Origin of the sequence: Solibacillus sp. FSL R7-0682, from assembly GCF_038005985.1 — a bacterium.
Lineage (GTDB): Bacteria > Bacillota > Bacilli > Bacillales_A > Planococcaceae > Solibacillus.
Window position 1 is genome coordinate 3190901 of record NZ_JBBOUI010000001.1, and the last position, 18608, is coordinate 3209508.

Genomic DNA, 18608 nt, shown 5'->3' on the forward strand with positions numbered 1-18608 from the left:
TTCCCCCAATTTAATTTGATAAAAAATGTTGTGCAACTAAATAAATCAGGCCTCCAGCTGAACCCAAAGCACCGATAGCCCCCGCAAACTTTAAAAAGACTGTTGACCATGTATTGAGCTTTAACATTTTTAATTCGTGGTCTTGAGTTGATTTACTGTTTTGATATCCCATTGCATTTTCGACAAGAGCGAACATTTTTTCTGCTTGATCTTTCATCGTTTGGCGCGTGTCACGATTATCATTTAAGAGCGTATTTTCTAACTTTGTATTTTGGCTTTCCAAGGTCAAAATTTGATTGGAGAGCTTATTGAAATTCTCCTTTAGTTCCTTGTCATTTTTTTCTAAAATGGTTATGCGCTCTTCGTGATTTTTAACTGTTTCAAACATTGATGCACTTCCTTCATTTTCTGGCATTGCCCTAACCCCCAATTCATGTGCAAAATAGCACTGTGATACGAATCGAAATACTTTGTGGATAATTACTCGTTCCAAAAAGCTCTAAAGCGTTGTAAACATATAAAAAAGCACCCTCGGTTGAGAGTGCTGGTGAATTCTGCTATTTAATCAAATTTTGAGTTACCCCACATTTTGAAACTTTGATGTAGCATGTTAACATATCCAAAACTCTTAATGGTTATTGCACCGTAAAATAAACAATTGTATCCGGATAACCTATTGCTTGAATAGTTACTTTCCAGGCTCCCGAGAAATAAATTTCTTTAGTTAAGCTAATTATTTCTATTTTGCCTTCCGTAATTTTTAATCCAGCCTTATCAAAATAAGTAGCACTATTGTTTATTGTAGTAGTATTTACGAGTGATAATTTATTTATTGAATTCCTCCATTGCTCATCATCTGTGAAATAAAACTTAGTAGGTTGATGAAAAGTTGGCAAAACATATCCACTGTTAACACTATTACCAATTACAATATCCATTGGTATATCCTCTAAAAGAATATTTAATGTTTCTTGAGATTTCACCTCAACCCCCGTATCTTTATTATTATTCGGTATTACTCCAAATGTTATTATTTTTCCTACGTCACTAGTTGTTAATAAATAATTTTGTGAAGTAGCTCCTGGTATCGCCAGTCCATCTGCATACCATTGATATGATGATCCGTACTCCATATCACCATTTACATCCTCATAAATGTAACTACCGCTTAAAGTACTATTCACTATTGGAATTCCCACTATTTTTACATTACTTGCTGTTGGAGGTATGTCATGATTTACTGTAATTACTTGATTTGTTGTTTGACCGTTGACAGTAATAAAAACCTCTGTATCTGCTGGTGATAATGTTGCACCGTCCGATGGATTTACTGAAATTCCTTTTGATGTGAAATCTACTAATGCTACATCTTCTGTAGTTCTGTCAGACTTAGTTAAAGTTACCACTAAACCGGTTAAATCTAAACTATCCCCATCATTATAAGTAACTTTTAACGGCGATGTTTTTACTGTTACCCCTGTTACTACTGGGTTTACTGTTATCATTTGGTTTGTCGTTTTGCCATTTACTGAAACCTCTACTGTGGTATTCGATGTTGTCAATGACACTCCATTTGTCGGGCTTACTGTGATGCCCTTAGAACTGAAATTCGCATAGGCCACTTCCTCTGTTGTGCCATTTGATTTCGTTAACGTAACTACCATGCCTGTTAAATTTAACGTGTCACCTTCAAAATATGCCACTTTGGCTGGAGCAGTTTTTACTGCTACACCTGTTACCGAAACAGTTTTCGGCGGTGTCGGAACCGATGTTGGCTCTGGTGTCGGCTCTGGTGTTGGTTCTGGTGTTGGCTCTGGTGTTGGTTCTGGTGTTGGTTCTGGTGTTGGTTCTGGTGTTGGTTCTGGTGTTGGTTCTGGTGTTGGTTCTGGTGTTGGTTCTGGTGTTGGTTCTGGTGTTGGCTCTGATGTCGGTATTAATTTATCAATCTGCTTTAGAAATCTAGAAGCCACAAGAGCAACTTGTTGACGTTCAGCCACTCCTTGAGGGTTGAAACGATTAGACTCATTACCAATCATTAAATTAATATTAACTGCAAAACCTACCGCATCTCTTGCCCAAGCAGAAATAGTATGCTGATCTGCAAAAGTAAGCTGTTCTCCAAAGCCCGTTGTATCTCTAGCTAATGCTCTAGCAAATAAAGTAGCCATTTCCTCACGTGTTAAACTTGTGTTTAAACCAAACTTTCCGTCACCTCTTCCATTTATTAATCCCGCTTTCACTGCAGCTTCAATAGCGGGATAAGAATAATGGTTAGTTGGGATGTCAGTAAACATTGGTGTACTTGGCGAGTTAGAACTTTCTATACCAAGTGCTTTTACTAATATTATCGCAAAGTCTTGTCTTAATATTTCTCCATTCGGTCTAAATGTCCCCTCTGGATAACCATTTATAATTCCTAAATTAACTAACTCTTCAATAGCATCCTTAGCATATGAACCTTCAATGTCAGATAATTCAACAGCTGCATTTGCTGGAATTGTTTTTAATGATAGAAAAGATAAAAACATTAACAATAAGAATCCTGATTTAATCAAATTTTTCTTCAAACTAGTGCCTCCTTGATTCATCCTAAAATATGGAACCTTCGCCTCCAACCTTTTAATTTTATAACTAGTTCGATAGATATACTATTAACAAATGTTAATAGTATTGTTAATTGTTAAATAATATCATTCGAAATTAGCAGGTGTTTAGAACTCCTGTTTTGTAATATCTTTATATTCCTCAGGTGTAATTTCACCAAATGGATTGCTTTCAGTGACCACCGCTATGCGTAATTGCTCAGATGTTACCCATTTTAAAGCCATTTTCCAAAATGCCATTAAGAAGCACCCCCTTTCAGTTGCATGATTTCAAGTTTCATAGAAGCTACTTGTGCGAACCTAGTCCATTAATAACAGCATCTTTTTGCATGCTATTTATTTTTTCTTGTGCCAATTGCATACCAAGAGCTACTACCTGTTGATCTGTAGTTGGTTTTGTTCCGATGTTTTCAAGCTCACTCAATGTGCCATCTGGTAATGGTTTACGACGTTCCATTATTAAAGCACCCCCGAAATTAAATGGATTTTATCGCTTACTTCTGTTGATGCACGTGTCATGTCAATTTGAAGGATAATGTTGTCTTTTGGAACATCTACTTCATAGTAAAATTCATCTTCCAGAATCACATTGTCAATCGGTGCCGTATTAGAAGCTGCAACAGGAACAAATGATTCTGCTTCGCCAATCATCGTCATATTAAGAGCTACGTCAATTACTAAGTTTTCATTTCGCTGAATCCATAATAAAACCGCCTTAGCTGAACCAGTTGGTGGGTTAATTTTGTAACGAGCAGTAGACTTTAATAATGGCGTTTCGACTGCAACCTTATTTAATTTTTGTGTTTTGCTTACTTTAGCACCATAACTATCCACGGCTTCAATTACTATATGATTTTCACCGATTATTAACTGACCAAATGACACTTCAAATTCAAACTGGCCACTTACACCTTCAGCAATTTGTACACTAGTGGAACCATTAATTCGATAGGATACAGTCGTTGTGTTTCCATCTGAATCTTCAAATGTACCATTAACTGTGAATTTATCTGAATCTATCACACCGTTAATGACTGGTGAATTGACAGCTAATAATTGCGCTCTGTTTGGTACTACATAGAAAGGAATTTCTTTTATAGTGGATGAACCACCTTGGTCATCAGTCGCCCACACTTTCAACGTATGTGCTACACCATCAGCTAGGTTTTCAGCAATTAAAGTTGTGCCATCGTAAAGACTTCCACCTTTGAACGTTAGAGATTTACTAAAGGATTCCAGCGTTGAACCATCACTTAAAAAGGCTTTGATTGCACGTGCCGTGGTTGCATTGATTTGGTAGCGTACAGTTACTGTATTACCGTTGTCTGTGTCTGAAGCAGTACCAGCAATATTGAATACATCATTTTCATAAAGCGTACCGTTATTTGATGGTGACGTAATAGTTACTATTGGTTCAGAATTGACTACATTTACCGTGATAGTGGTAGATGCATTCGCCGTACCGTCGCTTACTATTATAGAAATACTTGCCGAGCCAATTTGCTTACCTGTGATTATCAATGTGTTACCAGATAAAGCAAATTTAGCGTTTGACTGATCTAATACATCATTTGTGCTGAAAATAAGTGCATTGCCATCAGAATCACTTGCGAAGTTTGCAAGGTTAATTGTGATAGATCCGTTTTTCTTTACTTGTTGAATTGGTATTGACGACCAAACAGGCGCGCTATTAGTTACAGCGCCTCGTATATACCAATACCCATCGGTGTGTCGACCGTTGACAGGGTACGTCCCGTCCTACGGATTAGCCTTTGACGGTGAGCCAATGAGTGACGAGGCAAAAGAATCACTTTTGGAATCAATGGAATTGTTATTTAGACAAACGCAACGTATCAACAAGAAATACACACCTAAGAAATATCGCGAAGAAGAATAACTAAATTATGGTGAAGTGAAGTGATTGCATGTGGATTAAACAAAAAACCAATCAGTTAAAAGAGAGATATAAAACTGACTGTCCATATCAGTTAGCTAAATGTTTAAATGTACACGTCGTATTTCATAATTTACACCCAGAGATAAACGGTTACTACAAATACGATCGTCGTAACAAATATATCGTTATTAATAGCAATTTGGATGATAAGGATAAAAAATCTACATGCGCTCATGAGTTGGGACACGTATCGCTACACCCTAGGGTGAACACTCCCCTCATGCGTCGAGATACATTTTTATCTGTCAGCAAAATTGAACGCGAAGCAAATCAATTCGCTGCCGAATTACTCATTTCTGACGAAAGTTTGCTAAAATGCCAAAACGAACAAATGACAATGCAAGATATAGCTTTATTACATAATGTGCCACTCGAATTAGTTGAACTGAAATGTAAAAAGCTTTTTTTTGTAAATTAAAAAGAACATATATTCTCATTTTTATAGAAGAGGTGATATTGTGGCATACTTCCGAAAACGTGGAGATGTATGGGAATACAGAATAAAATACAATGATCTTGGAAAGCAAAAGACTCTTTCTAAAAGTGGATTTTCGACCAAAGCAGCCGCAAGAGCTGCATCTGTACTTGTAGAGGAAAAGTTATTTAAAGGTGGTATCGATGAATTTCGGAAAGGTGAAATACTTTTTGAGGATTGGGTACAAAAATATAAACTCATTTACGAATCACAACGGCGCGACTCAAGTAATACCGCAGCGGCTAATGGACAAAAAAAGTTATTAGAGCGCTTTAGTGGTTATAATTTAAAAAACATCACTCGCGCAGATTACCAAATTTTCATTAACGAATTACTTTTTGATAAAGATTACAGTAAAAACACAGTGGATCGTATACACGGTGAAATGATGGTCATTATTAATAGCGCAGTCGAACATGACCAGCTCGAAAAAAACAAATTACGATCAATTTCTATAAAGAAAGATGAAACAAAAGACAAAATTACTTTTTTAACTCTTGATGAATCTAAACGATTGTTAGATGTAATGGAGTCTCAAGTAATATTCAAAAAAGTAATGGTCCACTTATTAATAAATACTGGAATCAGAAGTGGTGAATTATTAGGCTTAATGTGGATTGATATTGATTTCGAGGAAAAAACCCTTACAATTAATAGACAACGTACTCGCGATGGATTAGGTCCACCTAAAACGAGCTCTTCTTATCGAACATTACTGCTAGACGATGAATTAATTGAACTATTGATTGAATTTAAAAACTGGCAAGAAAAAAATGAATTGGAAATCGCAGACTATATTAAATCAGATTATGTAATGGTAGATGAAACAGGTAAAGAATTTTATCATACAAAACCTCAAGATATGATGAAAAACTTTTTACGTTACGCTGGAATACCAGAAAGAAAGTCTACCCATTTGTTAAGACATACTCATGCTGTCCTATCTCTCGAATCAGGGGTCGACATAAAAACTGTAAGCACTAGATTGGGTCACAAAAACATTAACATTACAGCAAATACGTATTTGCATGTTACACAAAATCACGAGCGAAATTCACTCGAAAAATTTATAAATTACCTCAAAAAATAGAGCTTAGGGGGCAAAAAGGGGTCAAATGACTTCTTAACCCCTCATAAACCTTTGCAAACCCCTTGTTTTAAGCCATTCTTTCAAATCTACCCAATAATTATACGCTCTTTAGGGTAATGATACTTCTTCTTATTACCCCTTCCACCAATCGAATACAGGAATGAAATTAACCCTACTCGTCCAATAAACATAAGTGCCATAATTACAACTTTACCAACAGTAGATAAATTTCCAGTAATGCCGAGCGACATTCCACATGTTCCGAAGGCAGAGGTTATTTCGAAAATGATTTGTGTCATTGTTGCATGTTGCTCTGTAATTAGTAAAATCATTGTTGCACCAAGCACCATGAAAATCGCAAAAATTACTACAACAAATGAACGAAATACGTCAATTAAATGAATTTCTCGCTTAAAAATGTGAACATCTGAATGTCCTTGGGAATATGCAATTAAAAATAAAATGACGATGGCAAAAGTCGTCGTTCGTATTCCCCCACCGACAGAGCTTGGAGATGCCCCAATAAACATGAGTGCACTCATAAAAAGACTTGTTGCTTCACTAAACGTTGTCACATCATATGTCGTTAAACCCGCTGATCTTGTTGAAACCGAGTGAAACATCGCAGAAAATAGAGCTTCATGCCAAGACATTCCTCTAAACGATTGAAACACTTCAATAATTAAAATAACAATTGATCCTACTGCAAATAATGCACCATAAGTTAACGTTGTTATTTTAGTAAATAAGCTAAAACGGAATGTTGGATCTTTTCTCAATAAATACGTCTTCACTTCAATTAATACAGGAAAACCAATCGCCCCTAAAAAAATTAAAATCATACAGACGAATTGGATAAAATAATCATGATGAAACGGCAATAGGCTCATCCCCGTAATATCGAAGCCACCATTGGTAGTAGCTGATATAGAAGCAAAAACTCCATTAATTGCAGCATCTTCCCATGTATCGAAATAGCGCTTAAAATGCACGGTTAAAATTATTGCACCAATTGATTCGATTAGTATTAATAGCGTTGCAATTTGCTTAATCAATGCGACTACACCAGATAAATTGTATTGATTGTGGTCAATCATAATCAATTGACGCTCACGCATCCCTATTTTTTTCCCAAAAATCATCCATAAAAACGTACCGATTGACATAATTCCAATTGCTCCAAATTGCAAAATAAGTAGAATCACCGCTAAACCTAATCCACTATAAGTTTCAGATACAGTTACTGTTGTTAAACCGGTTACACTTACAGCACTGACAGCCGTAAATAGACTGTCTAAATGAGAAACTTCTACCCCTTCTTTATGTACCCCTGGAATGCGAAGAAGTAAATAAGAAATTAATATCGCAAAGAAATAAAAGATAAGCAAAATTTGAAAAGGTGTGATTTTTCGTGTTGCTAATTGTCTAAAAGGCATCAGATTGCCTCCCTTAAATATTCATTACATTTTTTCCTAGTATAATGAATTATGCTCCAAAAGAAAAGGAACTGCCACAATACTATGGCAATTCCTTCGCAACGTAGCTTTCTACTTAATTTTGTTGTTGCTTTTTATTTTTATAGACACTTACGACATAACCGCCAATTGCTAAACCTAATAATACAACCCAGAATATAATCTTCCATGTTGTAGAATGTGGGAAGTGTGGATCGATGATCGCTAAATTTTCGTGACCTAAAGCTAACACCGCAAGCTTAACCCCAACCCACCCTACAATTAAAAAGGCCGCTGTTTCTAAAGTTGGGTAATCATTTAATAATTTAACAAACATTTGTGCAGCAAATCGCATAATAACAAGTCCGACAAATCCACCTAAGAACATAACAGTGAACGGACCAGCATTAATACCACCGATATCAAAATCACCAATATGTGGTAATGTCATTGCAATCGCTACTGCTGCAAGCATAGAGTCAATCGCAAATGCGATATCCGCAAGCTCAACCTTTAATACAGTCATCCAGAAGCCAGAGCCTTTTTTAGCTTTAACTTCATCTTCTTCATCTTCTTTCTTAAAGTGATTATCATATAAATGTTTTATGGAGATGAATAATAAGTAAGCTGCTCCTAACGCCTGAATTTCCCAATATTTTGCTAAGAACGTAATAAGGAATAGCGCGATGAAACGAAATACGAACGCTCCAAATAATCCATAAAATAAAGCTTTTTTCTGTTGCTCCTTCGGTAAATGTTTTACCATTACAGCCATTACAACAGCATTATCCGCTGCTAAAAGCCCCTCAAGAAACACAAGCACAAGTAAGACCCATGCGTATTCTAACAAAATCGTTTCCAAGAGTAATTCCTCCTTTAAATATCCGTTTACCCAATTTAGAGGGCAAATATATATTATAGTTGAAAAAATATCCAATTAAGGCAAAAAAGAAAAGACCTCTACCTATAAAATATAGGCAAAGGTCTTGCTAAGCATACATATATGCTATCACACCCGATGGCTCCTAACCATGTAATGACGAATGTGAAGTAAGTTCATTGTATGTGTAGTAGTTGCTTTTTTTCGACAATCTACTCCCAAATCCCTTATAGCTACTCCCCTTTGACAAAATGTCATCGGATATTCAATTCAATTATAAATTTAGTTTAACGATATTATAGAAAAAAATCAAACAAATCTTCTCTTATTTTTACTAATTTTTTCAAAATACATTACTGATACTTATTTTGTTGACAATGCCAAACAAAAACCGGCAAGTTTCTCGCTTATTTTAGAGGACTAGATTATGATAGTACCTTTCGATCACTTCATCTATCTCAAAAATTTTTACCTTTCTTTTTCAATAAAACTATAAATTAACGGTACGATGAATAATGTCAATATAGTTGAACTAACAAGGCCACCTATAACTACAATAGCCATAGGTTGATTCATTTCGGTACCCTCACCAATTCCTAATGCGAGAGGAATTAGCCCAAGAATTGTCGTTAAAGCAGTCATTAAAATTGGTCGTATCCTATCTTGTGTTCCAATTAAAATCGCATCCTTTACCCCATATCCTTGCTGACGTTTTTGATTTATATAATCAACTAAGACAATTCCGTTATTTACAACAATCCCTACTAATATTAATATCCCGATTATAGCGGTTACACCAAGTAATGTATTGGTAATAAACAATGAAATCGCCACTCCAATAACCATTAATGGTACACTAAAAATCATAACAAACGGTAGCTTAAATGATTCAAATTGAGCTGCCATTACTAGATAAATTAGAACTACGGATAAAAGAATTGCCAATATCATGTCTTGCTTGGCACTATCAAACAACTCCCGGTCACCACCAAAAATAATCTTCGTAGAGCTTGGGATATTCGCTTGATCAATTACCTCATCAACCTTTTTGGATATACCACTTAATGACTCTGTTGTTTTATATTTGACGAAAAATGCCACTGCCATTGCTTGATCTGACCGACGTATTGCTGTTTGGGTTTGTTTAATTTGAATATCTGCTAATTGCTGTAGCTCCACAAAAACCCCTGCATTTGTTCTCAGCTTCATTGTCTTAATTGCCTCAATGTTATTTTTATAAGTCTGTCCAAAACCAGTATAAACAACGAGGACTTCTCCATCTTCGGCAATCATTTGTGTTGTAAATGCGCCTCTTGTCATCGTATTAATTGTTTGAGCAATTTGTGCAGGTAGCATTCCATACTGCTGTGCAGTATCTCGCTTCACTTCTATTTGAATTTCTTCTTTTGTCGTATCCAAATCAGTTGTTACTTCTGTAATTGAATCAACTTTAGTTAACTGCTTTTGAATAATGGATACTGTTTCATTTAATCGGGCTTCATCACTATCTGTCGCTCGGAAAGATAATGTATTCGGTGTGGTACCAGAAGAGGAGGATAATGAAAAGTCAACTTCTGCACGCTCTCCAATCGTCTCCTTCACTTGCTGCTCCAATTTCTCAACGAAGTCAAAAATTGAACGGTCTCTGTCTGCTAACGGCACTAACTTAATTGATACCTCTGCTTCGTTAGGGCTACTTGTCCCCCGAGAAAGGGATTGCTGATTCCCTCCAATTAAACTGACGACCACATCTACCTCGCCAAATTGCTCTGCCATTTGCTCTATTTCTGCTACGACTTCTTCGGTTTTTACAACGGAAGCGCTACGTGGTAATTTTACAGAAAGAGTTACAAACCCTTCATCCGTTGCAGGTAGAAATTCTGTTCCCGTTTTATATAAAGTAAACCCTGATGCCACCAATAATATAAGCGTCACACTTATTACAATCAGACGATTTTTAAGGGTCCACTTCAACATTTTTGTATAACGACTATATAGTAATGATTGCTGCCGCTTTTCAATTAAATTTCCTTTTTTCGTTTTTAATAATCGACTTGCTAACATTGGAACAACGGTTAACGCTACTATAAGTGACGCAATTAAACTAAAGGAAATCGTTAATGCAAACTCAGTAAAAATTTTACCGATCAAACCACTAATAAACAGCACTGGCACGAAAACGGCAATCGTCGTCACCGTAGAGGCGGTAATTGCTAGCGCTACTTCCTTTGTTCCACTGATGGCAGCTTCCGTTGGAGACTCTCCTAACTCTAAATGACGCTCAATATTTTCAATAACAACAATCGCGTTATCGACGAGCATACCAATGCCTAATGCAAGTGCGCCAAGTGTCATAATGTTCAACGAAAAGTCCGCAAAAAACATTAATACAAATGTAACAATAACCGAATATGGAATGGCAATTCCGATAATGAGTGGACTTTTTACACCTGATAAAAAGAAGAATAGTACAAGCATGGCAAACAGCCCACCAAAGATTAATGAAGAACTAATATTACTAATCGCAAGTCTTACATAATTTCCTTGATCAAATAAAATTGTCGCCTCTACACCTTCATATTGTGGATCCGTTAAAAGTTGCTCGAGCTCCTGTTGAAATGTTTCGGACACACTTGCCGTATTTGCGCCAGATTCTTGTAATACAGAAATTAACACTGCAGGTTGATCATTCGCTCGCGTAATTGTATTTGATTGTTGCTCTTTTCGTTCGACTGTTGCAATGTCACTTACTTTTAATGCTTGGCCAGTTAACGGATTAACAGAAAGTACTAGTTCGGAAATTTGTTCAGGTGAAGTAAATAGACTCACTACTCTTGTTGTTAATAATTGACCTTCGTTTGTATTAATTTCTGATCCAGGTAACGAAATATTACTTGCCTGAACCATTTGAATGACATCGGCTTGTATTAAACTATTTTGCTCTAATTTTTGAGGGTCTAATTCAATTTGTACTTCTTCTACTATTTTTCCTGACACCGTTACACTGGCTACCCCTTCTGTTCGTTGTAATTCTTGCTCTAATGATTCAGCAATTTCACGAACATCAACGTTTTCCTGATTAGCAGCGAGGGCAAGTTGAATAACAGGAAACTGAGACGGATCAAATTTTAAAAAGGTTGGTCGGCCAGCATCCTCGGGTAAGGGAACCATATCTATTCGCTGCAATACATCATTTTGGACTTTATCCATATCGGTAGACCAATCAAATTCTAGAACAATTAAATTGGAGCTTTCAAGGGACGTTGCCTGTATCTTTTTAATGCCTGGTAACGTAGCAAGTGTCGATTCTAATGGCTTTGTCACCTTTTCATTTACCTCTGTTGGACTTGCTCCTGGATAGCTCGTTACAACGACCCCAATTGGTGGATTTAAATCAGGAATTAATGTGACTGGTATTTTAAAAAGTGACACAATGCCTAAGATTAAAACGAACAACATCGATACAATTGTGAATACCGGTCGTTTAATTGAAAATTTACTAATATTCATGGATTTAAAATCCTTTCTATTTCTGATTATTCTCATTACAATTCATGTATAGCGTTTATTTTTCCTTTTTGCCTATCAGTAACTACAGGCTTCATCTTAGAATTAACTACATCAACAAATTAAAGTTAATATGGAGGAATTTATATGTGTTTAATAACATTTGCATTCCAAATGCATCCTGAATATCCCCTTATCGTTATTGCTAATCGAGATGAATTTTATGATCGTCCGACTGCGCCTGCTCAATTTTGGGCAGATGCTCCTGAAATACTAGCCGGACGAGATTTATTACAGGGGGGGAGCTGGCTGGGTGTCTCTTCAAAAAATCGATTTGCCGCGATTACGAATTATCGTGATCCACGATTACCAGAAAGCGGTCTTTATTCACGTGGCGATATTGTACGTCAATTTTTAGAGCAGCCTGTTAGCATCGAAGCATTCATTGCGCATTTACGTAACACAAAGGATGACTATGGTGGCTACAATGTACTTCTATATGATGGTCATAAAATGTATCATTTTAACAATATTTTTGATGACTATACGATTATTGAAGCCGGTGTACATAGTTTAAGTAATGCTACATTAAATTCTAATTGGCCAAAAACACGATTAGGAAAAGATGATTTGACTGAAGTTTTAAAAGTGAAACAACCCCTTCAGATTGAAAATTTATTGTCACTTTTAACAAATAAGACAATTGCTTCTGATAATAAATTACCAGATACTGGTGTAGGTATCCATTTAGAACGCTTATTGTCTCCTCAATTTATTAAAATGGGAAATTACGGTACGCGTTGTTCAACTGCTATTCTTTTTCAGCAAGATGGCAACATCCAATTTGCTGAACGGACATATGAACAAGGAGAAAAGGAATATGATCGTTTGTTTATAATAGAAAAAAACCGTTGAGCAATATGTGTTTGCCCAACGGTTTTTCCCCTTACTTACAGTAAGCTATATAATTTTATATGTTCATTTTTCTCTGAGAACCAACGCGTTGCAAATTCGTTTTCAAATAAAAATACTTTATTATCAAAGCGGTCTTTTACTAGCATTGAACGTTGTGAATGCATAGAATCTTTCACTTCTTCTTCATTTTCGATCCAACGGGCAATTTTACTACCAATTGGTTCCATTTTCACTTCAACATTATATTCATTGTTCATACGGTGCTGGAACACTTCGAATTGTAATTGACCAACGGCACCAAGTATCACTTCTTCTGTGTGTAACGTTTTGAAGTATTGAATGGCCCCTTCTTGTACTAATTGAAGGACACCTTTTTGGAATTGCTTCCCTTTCATTACGTTTTTCGCAGATACACGCATGAAAAGTTCTGGTGTGAATTGTGGTAGCTTTTCAAAGGTGAATGTTTTTTTACCACCAACAAGTGTATCACCAATTTGGTACGTGCCTGAATCATATAAACCGATAATATCTCCCGCAACGGCTGTATTCACTGTTTCACGGTCATCTGCTAAAAATTGTGTCGATTGAGATACTTTAAATGACTTCCCTGTACGAGCTAATGTCATATTCATTCCGCGATCAAATTGACCAGATACAATACGTACAAAGGCAATACGGTCACGGTGCGCTGGGTTCATGTTCGCTTGAATTTTGAAAATGAAACCCGAAAACTCTGGAAACTCTACTGGATCTATAAATTGCTCATCCTCTGTAATACGAGGTTGTGGTACAGGTGCAAATTTTAAATATGTGTCAAGGAATGTTTGAACACCGAAATTTGTTAAAGCTGAACCGAAGAAGACAGGTGTTAATTCACCTCGGCGAATTTTTTCTTCCGAATAGGCATTTCCTGCTTCATTTAACAACTCGATATCATCCATTGCTTGTGTATAGTAAGAAGTGACCTTCATCGGGTGGTCGATTGCTAAGCCACCTTCTTCATCTAGTGGTAAATAACGCTCATCTTCCCCCGTACGGAACTGTTCAATTCGCTTGTTGTAGCGGTCATAAATCCCTAAAAATTCTTTTCCCATACCGATTGGCCAGTTCATTGGATAAGCTGAAATACCAAGAACCTCTTCTAATTCTTCAATTAGCTCTAATGGTTCTTTCCCTTGACGATCCAATTTGTTAATAAATGTAAAAATAGGAATACCACGCATTTTACATACTTTAAATAGCTTTAACGTTTGTGCCTCAATCCCTTTGGCAGCATCAACGACCATGACAGCAGAGTCTACCGCCATTAATGTACGGTACGTATCCTCTGAGAAGTCTTGGTGTCCAGGCGTATCTAAAATGTTTACACGACAACCTGAATAATCAAATTGCATAACAGATGATGTTACAGAGATTCCGCGTTGTTTTTCGATTTCCATCCAGTCAGATGTAGCGAACTTCCCTGTTTTCTTTCCTTTAACGGTACCTGCGTCACGTATCGCACCACCGAATAATAGTAATTTTTCTGTAATCGTCGTTTTACCAGCATCCGGGTGAGAGATGATAGCAAAGGTACGACGTGATAATATATCTTGTTCTAAAGTCATTTTTAGTTCGTCTCCTTTTTTCATACTTTCTTATTTTAAAAGACATCGATACTCTGTTACAACCTTTTTTACTCATTGCTATTTAAAATACGCGGGTGTCTTAATATCTTGTAGAAAATAAAACCAATGACAATGGCAATCGCGTTTAATAATACATCATCTACATCTATGCTACGTCCAATAAAATATTGCGTGCATTCAATAAAGAGTGGAATTAAAAAAGCGAACACGTGAATTTGGACCCATCCTCTAAACTTCGACCATAATAGTGGTATAAAGAAACCAAACGGAATAAATAACACAATATTTCCTGCTAAATTGTAAAATGCAACCGAGGCCAATGGTCCGCTTAATTGATCATAATATAGATGAATTGTTCGTAACGGAGTAAAGTTACTTCTTAAATAGGCAGACGAAGTATCAAAAATAATATGGCCTTCTGTGATATAAAAATTGGGGATAATTGTTTGCGAAAATATGCTGACACAATAGAGAAAAAATAGTAGCATAACCATTTCACGAGGCCAATTTTTCTTCTTATTTCTCATATACAATACACGTAATAACAAATAAAAAGGAAGGCAAATAAGACAATACAAAAGCATACTGATTAAAAAAGAACGTATCACTAAGTCTAACTCCTCCCTCTCAATAAATAAAAACCACTGTCATGCGTGATTCGCTCTAACAGTGGATTTGAAATTAATGATTCAATTATACAAACTTTAACTTCCCAGCTTCAATAGCAATTTTTGCATCACTATGTGGGTATTTTGTATTTTCAATAATTTGATAATCCTCATGTCCTTTACCAGCAAAAATAATAATATCTCCTGGGTTTGCCACACTTACAGCATGTCGAACCGCTTCTGCACGATCTCCGATGCATGCATAATTTTTATGCAGCATACCTTTTGCTAAATCTCCAGTAATGCTATCAAACTCCTCGTAGCGTGGGTCATCTGTCGTTAAAACAACATAATCCGCTACTGAAGCTTTTTCAGCCATCGTCGGACGTTTTGATTTATCACGCCCCCCGCCTGTTCCGACTAAGAAAATTAATTTATTTTCAGGCTTCTTATATGGTAATGCGGCATTAATTGCTTTTTCAATGGCATCTGGCGTATGTGCATAATCAATAAAAATTTGAATTGGTAAATCTGTTTCTACCTTTTCCATACGACCTTTTACAGGTAGCAACATTTCAATTTGCTCAATGATTGCCTCTAATGGGAAACTACGTGCATAAAACATTGCGGTTGCAGCAAGTACGTTATAAATATTAAATTCACCAAGTAAATGCATTGTTACTGGGAAGGTTCCTTCTGGTGTGGCCATATCAAAATGGGTCATTCCATTTTCAAATCGGCAATTTTCTGCACGGAAAATGGCATCATTTTTCAACCCATATGTCCAAATCGGGAATGGTGTCATTTCCGCATATTTTTTGGACCATGGATCATCGGCATTTAAAACAACATGTTTATTTTTCTCTAAATCTTGACCAAGTTGAGAGAACAGCAGTCCTTTCGCCTGTCCATAATCTTCCATTGTCCCATGGAAATCAAGATGATCATGCGTTAAATTCGTAAAAATTGCGACATCATAGTCTACACCTGCTAAACGACCTAATGCTAAACCATGAGATGAGACTTCCATCACCATTGCACGGCAGCCTTCCATTTTTGCACGGAAAATCATTTGCTGTGTATTTAATGCGTCACTTGTCGTATTTGCTGATTCATATAAAACACCATTTAAATTAAACCCAATTGTTCCTGATAATGCAGATTTTTCTCCAAGACCAATTAAAATATTATGAATAATCCCTGATACACTCGTTTTACCGTTTGTACCTGTTACACCAATCATAGTAAGATCCTTTGAAGGATAATCAAAAAACTTGGCTGCTAAAATTCCAAGCGTACGATTTGTGTTTTTCACAATAACTTGAGCAACATTTCCTTGAAGCTCTAATTGACGCTCCGTTACGACTACTGTAGCACCTGCATCTACTGCATTTTGTGCGTAATCATGTCCATCTACTGTATACCCTCTTAAGCAAATAAATAGGCTGCTCGGTTGTACACTTCTAGAATCGATTGCGATATCTTTAATTAATTTTGGTAATTGTCCTACCACTTTTTTTTGCATAAGTGTACTAAATAACTCTTCTGCATACATAATTCGTTCCCCCAACTGCAATGTACTTGCTAATGCAAATATTTCATGTACTACAAGTTCACTTTATCTATTACTATTCATCATACTGCTCATGATTCGAAATTTCCATCGTTTCAGTATGACATTATTAGAAAAACATTTTATTTTCTCTATGAAAGCCTTTTCAAAACAAAACTTTCTCATTCATTTTTTGAATAACTCTATTTTATCAAAAATCGTCATTTATCGACACAGTGAATTACTGTATGATAATAGTAATAATACTTTGAGAGGTATATCATGCAAGAACCTGATATTTTACAAAAACGCAATATTTTAATAGCCGTTACTTTTGTACTCACCGTAAGCATTCATATCATTACCATTGTTTCAGATCTATTTTATTACTCTAAATACAATTTAATCTATTGTGTAGTAATAATCATCATCATCATCTTATTTATGTATAAATTATCAATACATCCAAAAGTATTCCAAGCAACGCTTATCATTAATTGGCACTTTTTGGTTATATTAATGAATTTGCAAAGTTCGAATTATATTACAATCTATGTGTTTATTTATATGATTGCGTTACTAGCACTTTATCGCTCAATGCGTATTAATGTCTTAAATATACTGGCCGTATTAGTGGAAATATTCATCGTCTATAGACTCTCGCCCATTCCATTTAAACCAATAGAACAAAGTGGAAATTATTATCTATTTTTTTTATTAATTGTTTGTATTATTAGTTTACTTCAAACATTTTATGTAAAACTAATCTGGAACAAAGTTGAAAAAGCAACGTTAGATCGAGAATACAACTTAACTTCGGAAGAAGCTTATTTACGTTTATTTTTTGAGCAAGCAGAAGATTCCATTGCTGTATTTGACTTAGAAAATCGTGTTATTGCAGTAAATCCTGCCTTTGAAAAGTTATATGGTTGGACAAAAGAAGAAGCTTTAGGTCATTCATTGCCATTAATTCCTCCTGAAAACATGGACAGTGCGATAGAACGTACAGAAAACTTAAAAAAGGGACATAGCTACCATTTATTCGAAACACATGATATGCGAAAAGACGGGACGCTTTTTCACGCACAAATTTCATTATCACCTCTTTGGAATCCACATGGTGAAATGATTGGTGTCTCAGCAATTTCACGAGATATTTCATACATTAAAGAAAATGAAAGTTTAATTTTACAGTCTGAAAAATTAAAGCTCGTAGGTGAACTTGCAGCTGGTGTTGCCCATGAAATTCGTAATCCAATGACGGTCATCTCTGGATTTGTACAAATGATGAATGAAGATCCTAATTCTCCGTACTATGAGTATACAAAGCTTATTCAAAAAGAAACGGAACGAATTGATTTAATTTTATCTGAATTCCTTGTATTATCTCGCCCGCAACTTAAACAATTAGTTCCGATCTCGTTAGGAGAAACGATTACTGAAATTGTGCAATTCTTCCAATTTGAGTTACAGCAAAAATCAATCGAGTTAGAGGTCGTCAATACTATTCAAAAACTTTTCATCATAGGCAATGAAAATCAAATTAAGCAAGTTTTTATTAATTTAATAAAAAACGCGATTGAAGCAATAGGTGAAGACGGGACGATAACGATTAATATGAAATTAAGCAGTGACGAAAAAGAAATATTTATTGCGATAGAAGATAATGGTTGTGGCATTCCCCCTAATGTTTTAGAACGAGTATTTGAACCGTTTTATACAACAAAAACAAAAGGAGCAGGTCTTGGAATGATGATTATTAAAAAGATTATCGTAGATCATAATGGAAAAATCACAATTACTAGTATAGAAGAGATTGGAACAGAAGTTTTAATTAGCTTCCCTGTCGAAAATAATTAGTTTATTTAGACAAATCCCATCGTGAGTTACTCTAAAATAGCCTAAGCAACTAGTTGAAGCTGCTGTCTGTAATTTGCAG

16 protein-coding genes are annotated in these 18608 nt (G+C 35.8%); 5 read left to right on the forward strand and 11 right to left on the reverse strand.

Annotation, left to right across the window (positions count from 1 at the left end; all coding sequences use genetic code 11):
* Positions 1 to 10 precede the first annotated feature (10 nt).
* From MKZ17_RS16195 to MKZ17_RS16215, 5 genes are all read right to left on the reverse strand, one after another.
* Positions 11 to 415 carry a hypothetical protein gene (locus MKZ17_RS16195; RefSeq protein WP_340724769.1) on the reverse strand — a complete coding sequence of 135 codons (405 nt, stop codon included), beginning with the start codon at positions 413 to 415 and terminating at the stop codon, positions 11 to 13.
* A gap of 220 nt (positions 416 to 635) precedes the next feature.
* The gene (locus MKZ17_RS16200; protein WP_340724770.1) at positions 636 to 2567 is read right to left on the reverse strand and encodes an S-layer homology domain-containing protein; all 1932 of its coding nucleotides are present in this window, start codon (positions 2565 to 2567) and stop codon (positions 636 to 638) included.
* 144 nt (positions 2568 to 2711) lie between these two features.
* Positions 2712 to 2843 (reverse strand): XkdX family protein, encoded by a 132-nt coding sequence (locus MKZ17_RS16205; protein ID WP_340724771.1) that lies wholly within the window; start codon positions 2841 to 2843, stop codon positions 2712 to 2714.
* A 46-nt stretch (positions 2844 to 2889) separates the two neighbouring features.
* Positions 2890 to 3060, reverse strand: coding sequence for a hypothetical protein (locus tag MKZ17_RS16210; RefSeq protein WP_340724772.1), 171 nt, complete (start codon positions 3058 to 3060; stop codon positions 2890 to 2892).
* 2 nt (positions 3061 to 3062) lie between these two features.
* Positions 3063 to 4124 carry a hypothetical protein gene (locus tag MKZ17_RS16215; protein WP_340724773.1) on the reverse strand — a complete coding sequence of 354 codons (1062 nt, stop codon included), beginning with the start codon at positions 4122 to 4124 and terminating at the stop codon, positions 3063 to 3065.
* Positions 4125 to 4341: 217 nt separating this feature from the next.
* Between MKZ17_RS16215 and MKZ17_RS16220 the strand changes: the two genes are divergently transcribed.
* The 3 genes from MKZ17_RS16220 to MKZ17_RS16230 are packed head-to-tail and all read left to right on the forward strand — an operon-like array spanning position 4342 to position 6125.
* Positions 4342 to 4500, forward strand: a complete 159-nt coding sequence (locus MKZ17_RS16220) for a hypothetical protein (RefSeq protein WP_445326925.1) — start codon at positions 4342 to 4344, stop codon at positions 4498 to 4500.
* A 28-nt stretch (positions 4501 to 4528) separates the two neighbouring features.
* Positions 4529 to 4978 carry an ImmA/IrrE family metallo-endopeptidase gene (locus MKZ17_RS16225; protein WP_340724774.1) on the forward strand — a complete coding sequence of 150 codons (450 nt, stop codon included), beginning with the start codon at positions 4529 to 4531 and terminating at the stop codon, positions 4976 to 4978.
* A gap of 40 nt (positions 4979 to 5018) precedes the next feature.
* Positions 5019 to 6125 (forward strand): tyrosine-type recombinase/integrase, encoded by a 1107-nt coding sequence (locus tag MKZ17_RS16230; RefSeq protein ID WP_340724775.1) that lies wholly within the window; start codon positions 5019 to 5021, stop codon positions 6123 to 6125.
* Between the two features lie 86 nt (positions 6126 to 6211).
* Here MKZ17_RS16230 and MKZ17_RS16235 read toward each other — a convergent pair whose 3' ends face one another.
* The 3 genes from MKZ17_RS16235 to MKZ17_RS16245 form a co-directional block, all read right to left on the reverse strand.
* The gene (locus tag MKZ17_RS16235; RefSeq protein ID WP_340724776.1) at positions 6212 to 7561 is read right to left on the reverse strand and encodes a TrkH family potassium uptake protein; all 1350 of its coding nucleotides are present in this window, start codon (positions 7559 to 7561) and stop codon (positions 6212 to 6214) included.
* 115 nt (positions 7562 to 7676) lie between these two features.
* Positions 7677 to 8441: a TerC family protein gene (locus MKZ17_RS16240; protein WP_340724777.1), complete on the reverse strand. Its 765-nt coding sequence runs from the start codon at positions 8439 to 8441 to the stop codon at positions 7677 to 7679.
* 486 nt (positions 8442 to 8927) lie between these two features.
* Positions 8928 to 11969 (reverse strand): efflux RND transporter permease subunit, encoded by a 3042-nt coding sequence (locus tag MKZ17_RS16245; RefSeq protein WP_340724778.1) that lies wholly within the window; start codon positions 11967 to 11969, stop codon positions 8928 to 8930.
* A gap of 144 nt (positions 11970 to 12113) precedes the next feature.
* Between MKZ17_RS16245 and MKZ17_RS16250 the strand changes: the two genes are divergently transcribed.
* On the forward strand, positions 12114 to 12881 hold the full coding sequence (locus MKZ17_RS16250) for an NRDE family protein (RefSeq protein ID WP_340724779.1): 768 nt from the start codon (positions 12114 to 12116) through the stop codon (positions 12879 to 12881).
* Positions 12882 to 12916: 35 nt separating this feature from the next.
* On the opposite strand, the gene MKZ17_RS16255 is transcribed toward MKZ17_RS16250, so the two are convergent.
* The 3 genes from MKZ17_RS16255 to MKZ17_RS16265 all read right to left on the reverse strand — a co-directional run bounded on the left by MKZ17_RS16255 (position 12917) and on the right by MKZ17_RS16265 (position 16672).
* Complete coding sequence (locus MKZ17_RS16255) at positions 12917 to 14488, reverse strand: peptide chain release factor 3 (protein WP_340724780.1); 1572 nt, start codon at positions 14486 to 14488, stop codon at positions 12917 to 12919.
* 68 nt (positions 14489 to 14556) lie between these two features.
* Positions 14557 to 15036, reverse strand: coding sequence for a VanZ family protein (locus MKZ17_RS16260; protein ID WP_340724781.1), 480 nt, complete (start codon positions 15034 to 15036; stop codon positions 14557 to 14559).
* A gap of 166 nt (positions 15037 to 15202) precedes the next feature.
* Positions 15203 to 16672 (reverse strand): UDP-N-acetylmuramoyl-L-alanyl-D-glutamate--2,6-diaminopimelate ligase, encoded by a 1470-nt coding sequence (locus tag MKZ17_RS16265; RefSeq protein ID WP_340724782.1) that lies wholly within the window; start codon positions 16670 to 16672, stop codon positions 15203 to 15205.
* A gap of 279 nt (positions 16673 to 16951) precedes the next feature.
* On the opposite strand from MKZ17_RS16265, the gene MKZ17_RS16270 reads away from it, so the two are divergent.
* Entirely contained in the window at positions 16952 to 18529 is a 1578-nt protein-coding gene (locus MKZ17_RS16270; protein ID WP_340724783.1) for a two-component system sensor histidine kinase NtrB, read from the forward strand.
* Positions 18530 to 18608 lie beyond the last annotated feature (79 nt).

What these genes read in the sequence shown, in the direction of transcription:
- MKZ17_RS16195 (WP_340724769.1), bottom strand. Translation starts at nt 415, where the DNA reads ATGCCAGAAAATGAAGGAAGTGCATCAATGTTTGAAACAGTTAAAAAT.
- MKZ17_RS16205 (WP_340724771.1), bottom strand. Translation starts at nt 2,843, where the DNA reads ATGGCATTTTGGAAAATGGCTTTAAAATGGGTAACATCTGAGCAATTA.
- MKZ17_RS16210 (WP_340724772.1), bottom strand. Translation starts at nt 3,060, where the DNA reads ATGGAACGTCGTAAACCATTACCAGATGGCACATTGAGTGAGCTTGAA.
- MKZ17_RS16225 (WP_340724774.1), top strand. Translation starts at nt 4,529, where the DNA reads ATGTGGATTAAACAAAAAACCAATCAGTTAAAAGAGAGATATAAAACT.
- MKZ17_RS16235 (WP_340724776.1), bottom strand. Translation starts at nt 7,561, where the DNA reads ATGCCTTTTAGACAATTAGCAACACGAAAAATCACACCTTTTCAAATT.
- MKZ17_RS16245 (WP_340724778.1), bottom strand. Translation starts at nt 11,969, where the DNA reads ATGAATATTAGTAAATTTTCAATTAAACGACCGGTATTCACAATTGTA.
- MKZ17_RS16250 (WP_340724779.1), top strand. Translation starts at nt 12,114, where the DNA reads ATGTGTTTAATAACATTTGCATTCCAAATGCATCCTGAATATCCCCTT.
- MKZ17_RS16255 (WP_340724780.1), bottom strand. Translation starts at nt 14,488, where the DNA reads ATGACTTTAGAACAAGATATATTATCACGTCGTACCTTTGCTATCATC.
- MKZ17_RS16260 (WP_340724781.1), bottom strand. Translation starts at nt 15,036, where the DNA reads ATGAGAAATAAGAAGAAAAATTGGCCTCGTGAAATGGTTATGCTACTA.
- MKZ17_RS16265 (WP_340724782.1), bottom strand. Translation starts at nt 16,672, where the DNA reads ATGTATGCAGAAGAGTTATTTAGTACACTTATGCAAAAAAAAGTGGTA.
- MKZ17_RS16270 (WP_340724783.1), top strand. Translation starts at nt 16,952, where the DNA reads ATGCAAGAACCTGATATTTTACAAAAACGCAATATTTTAATAGCCGTT.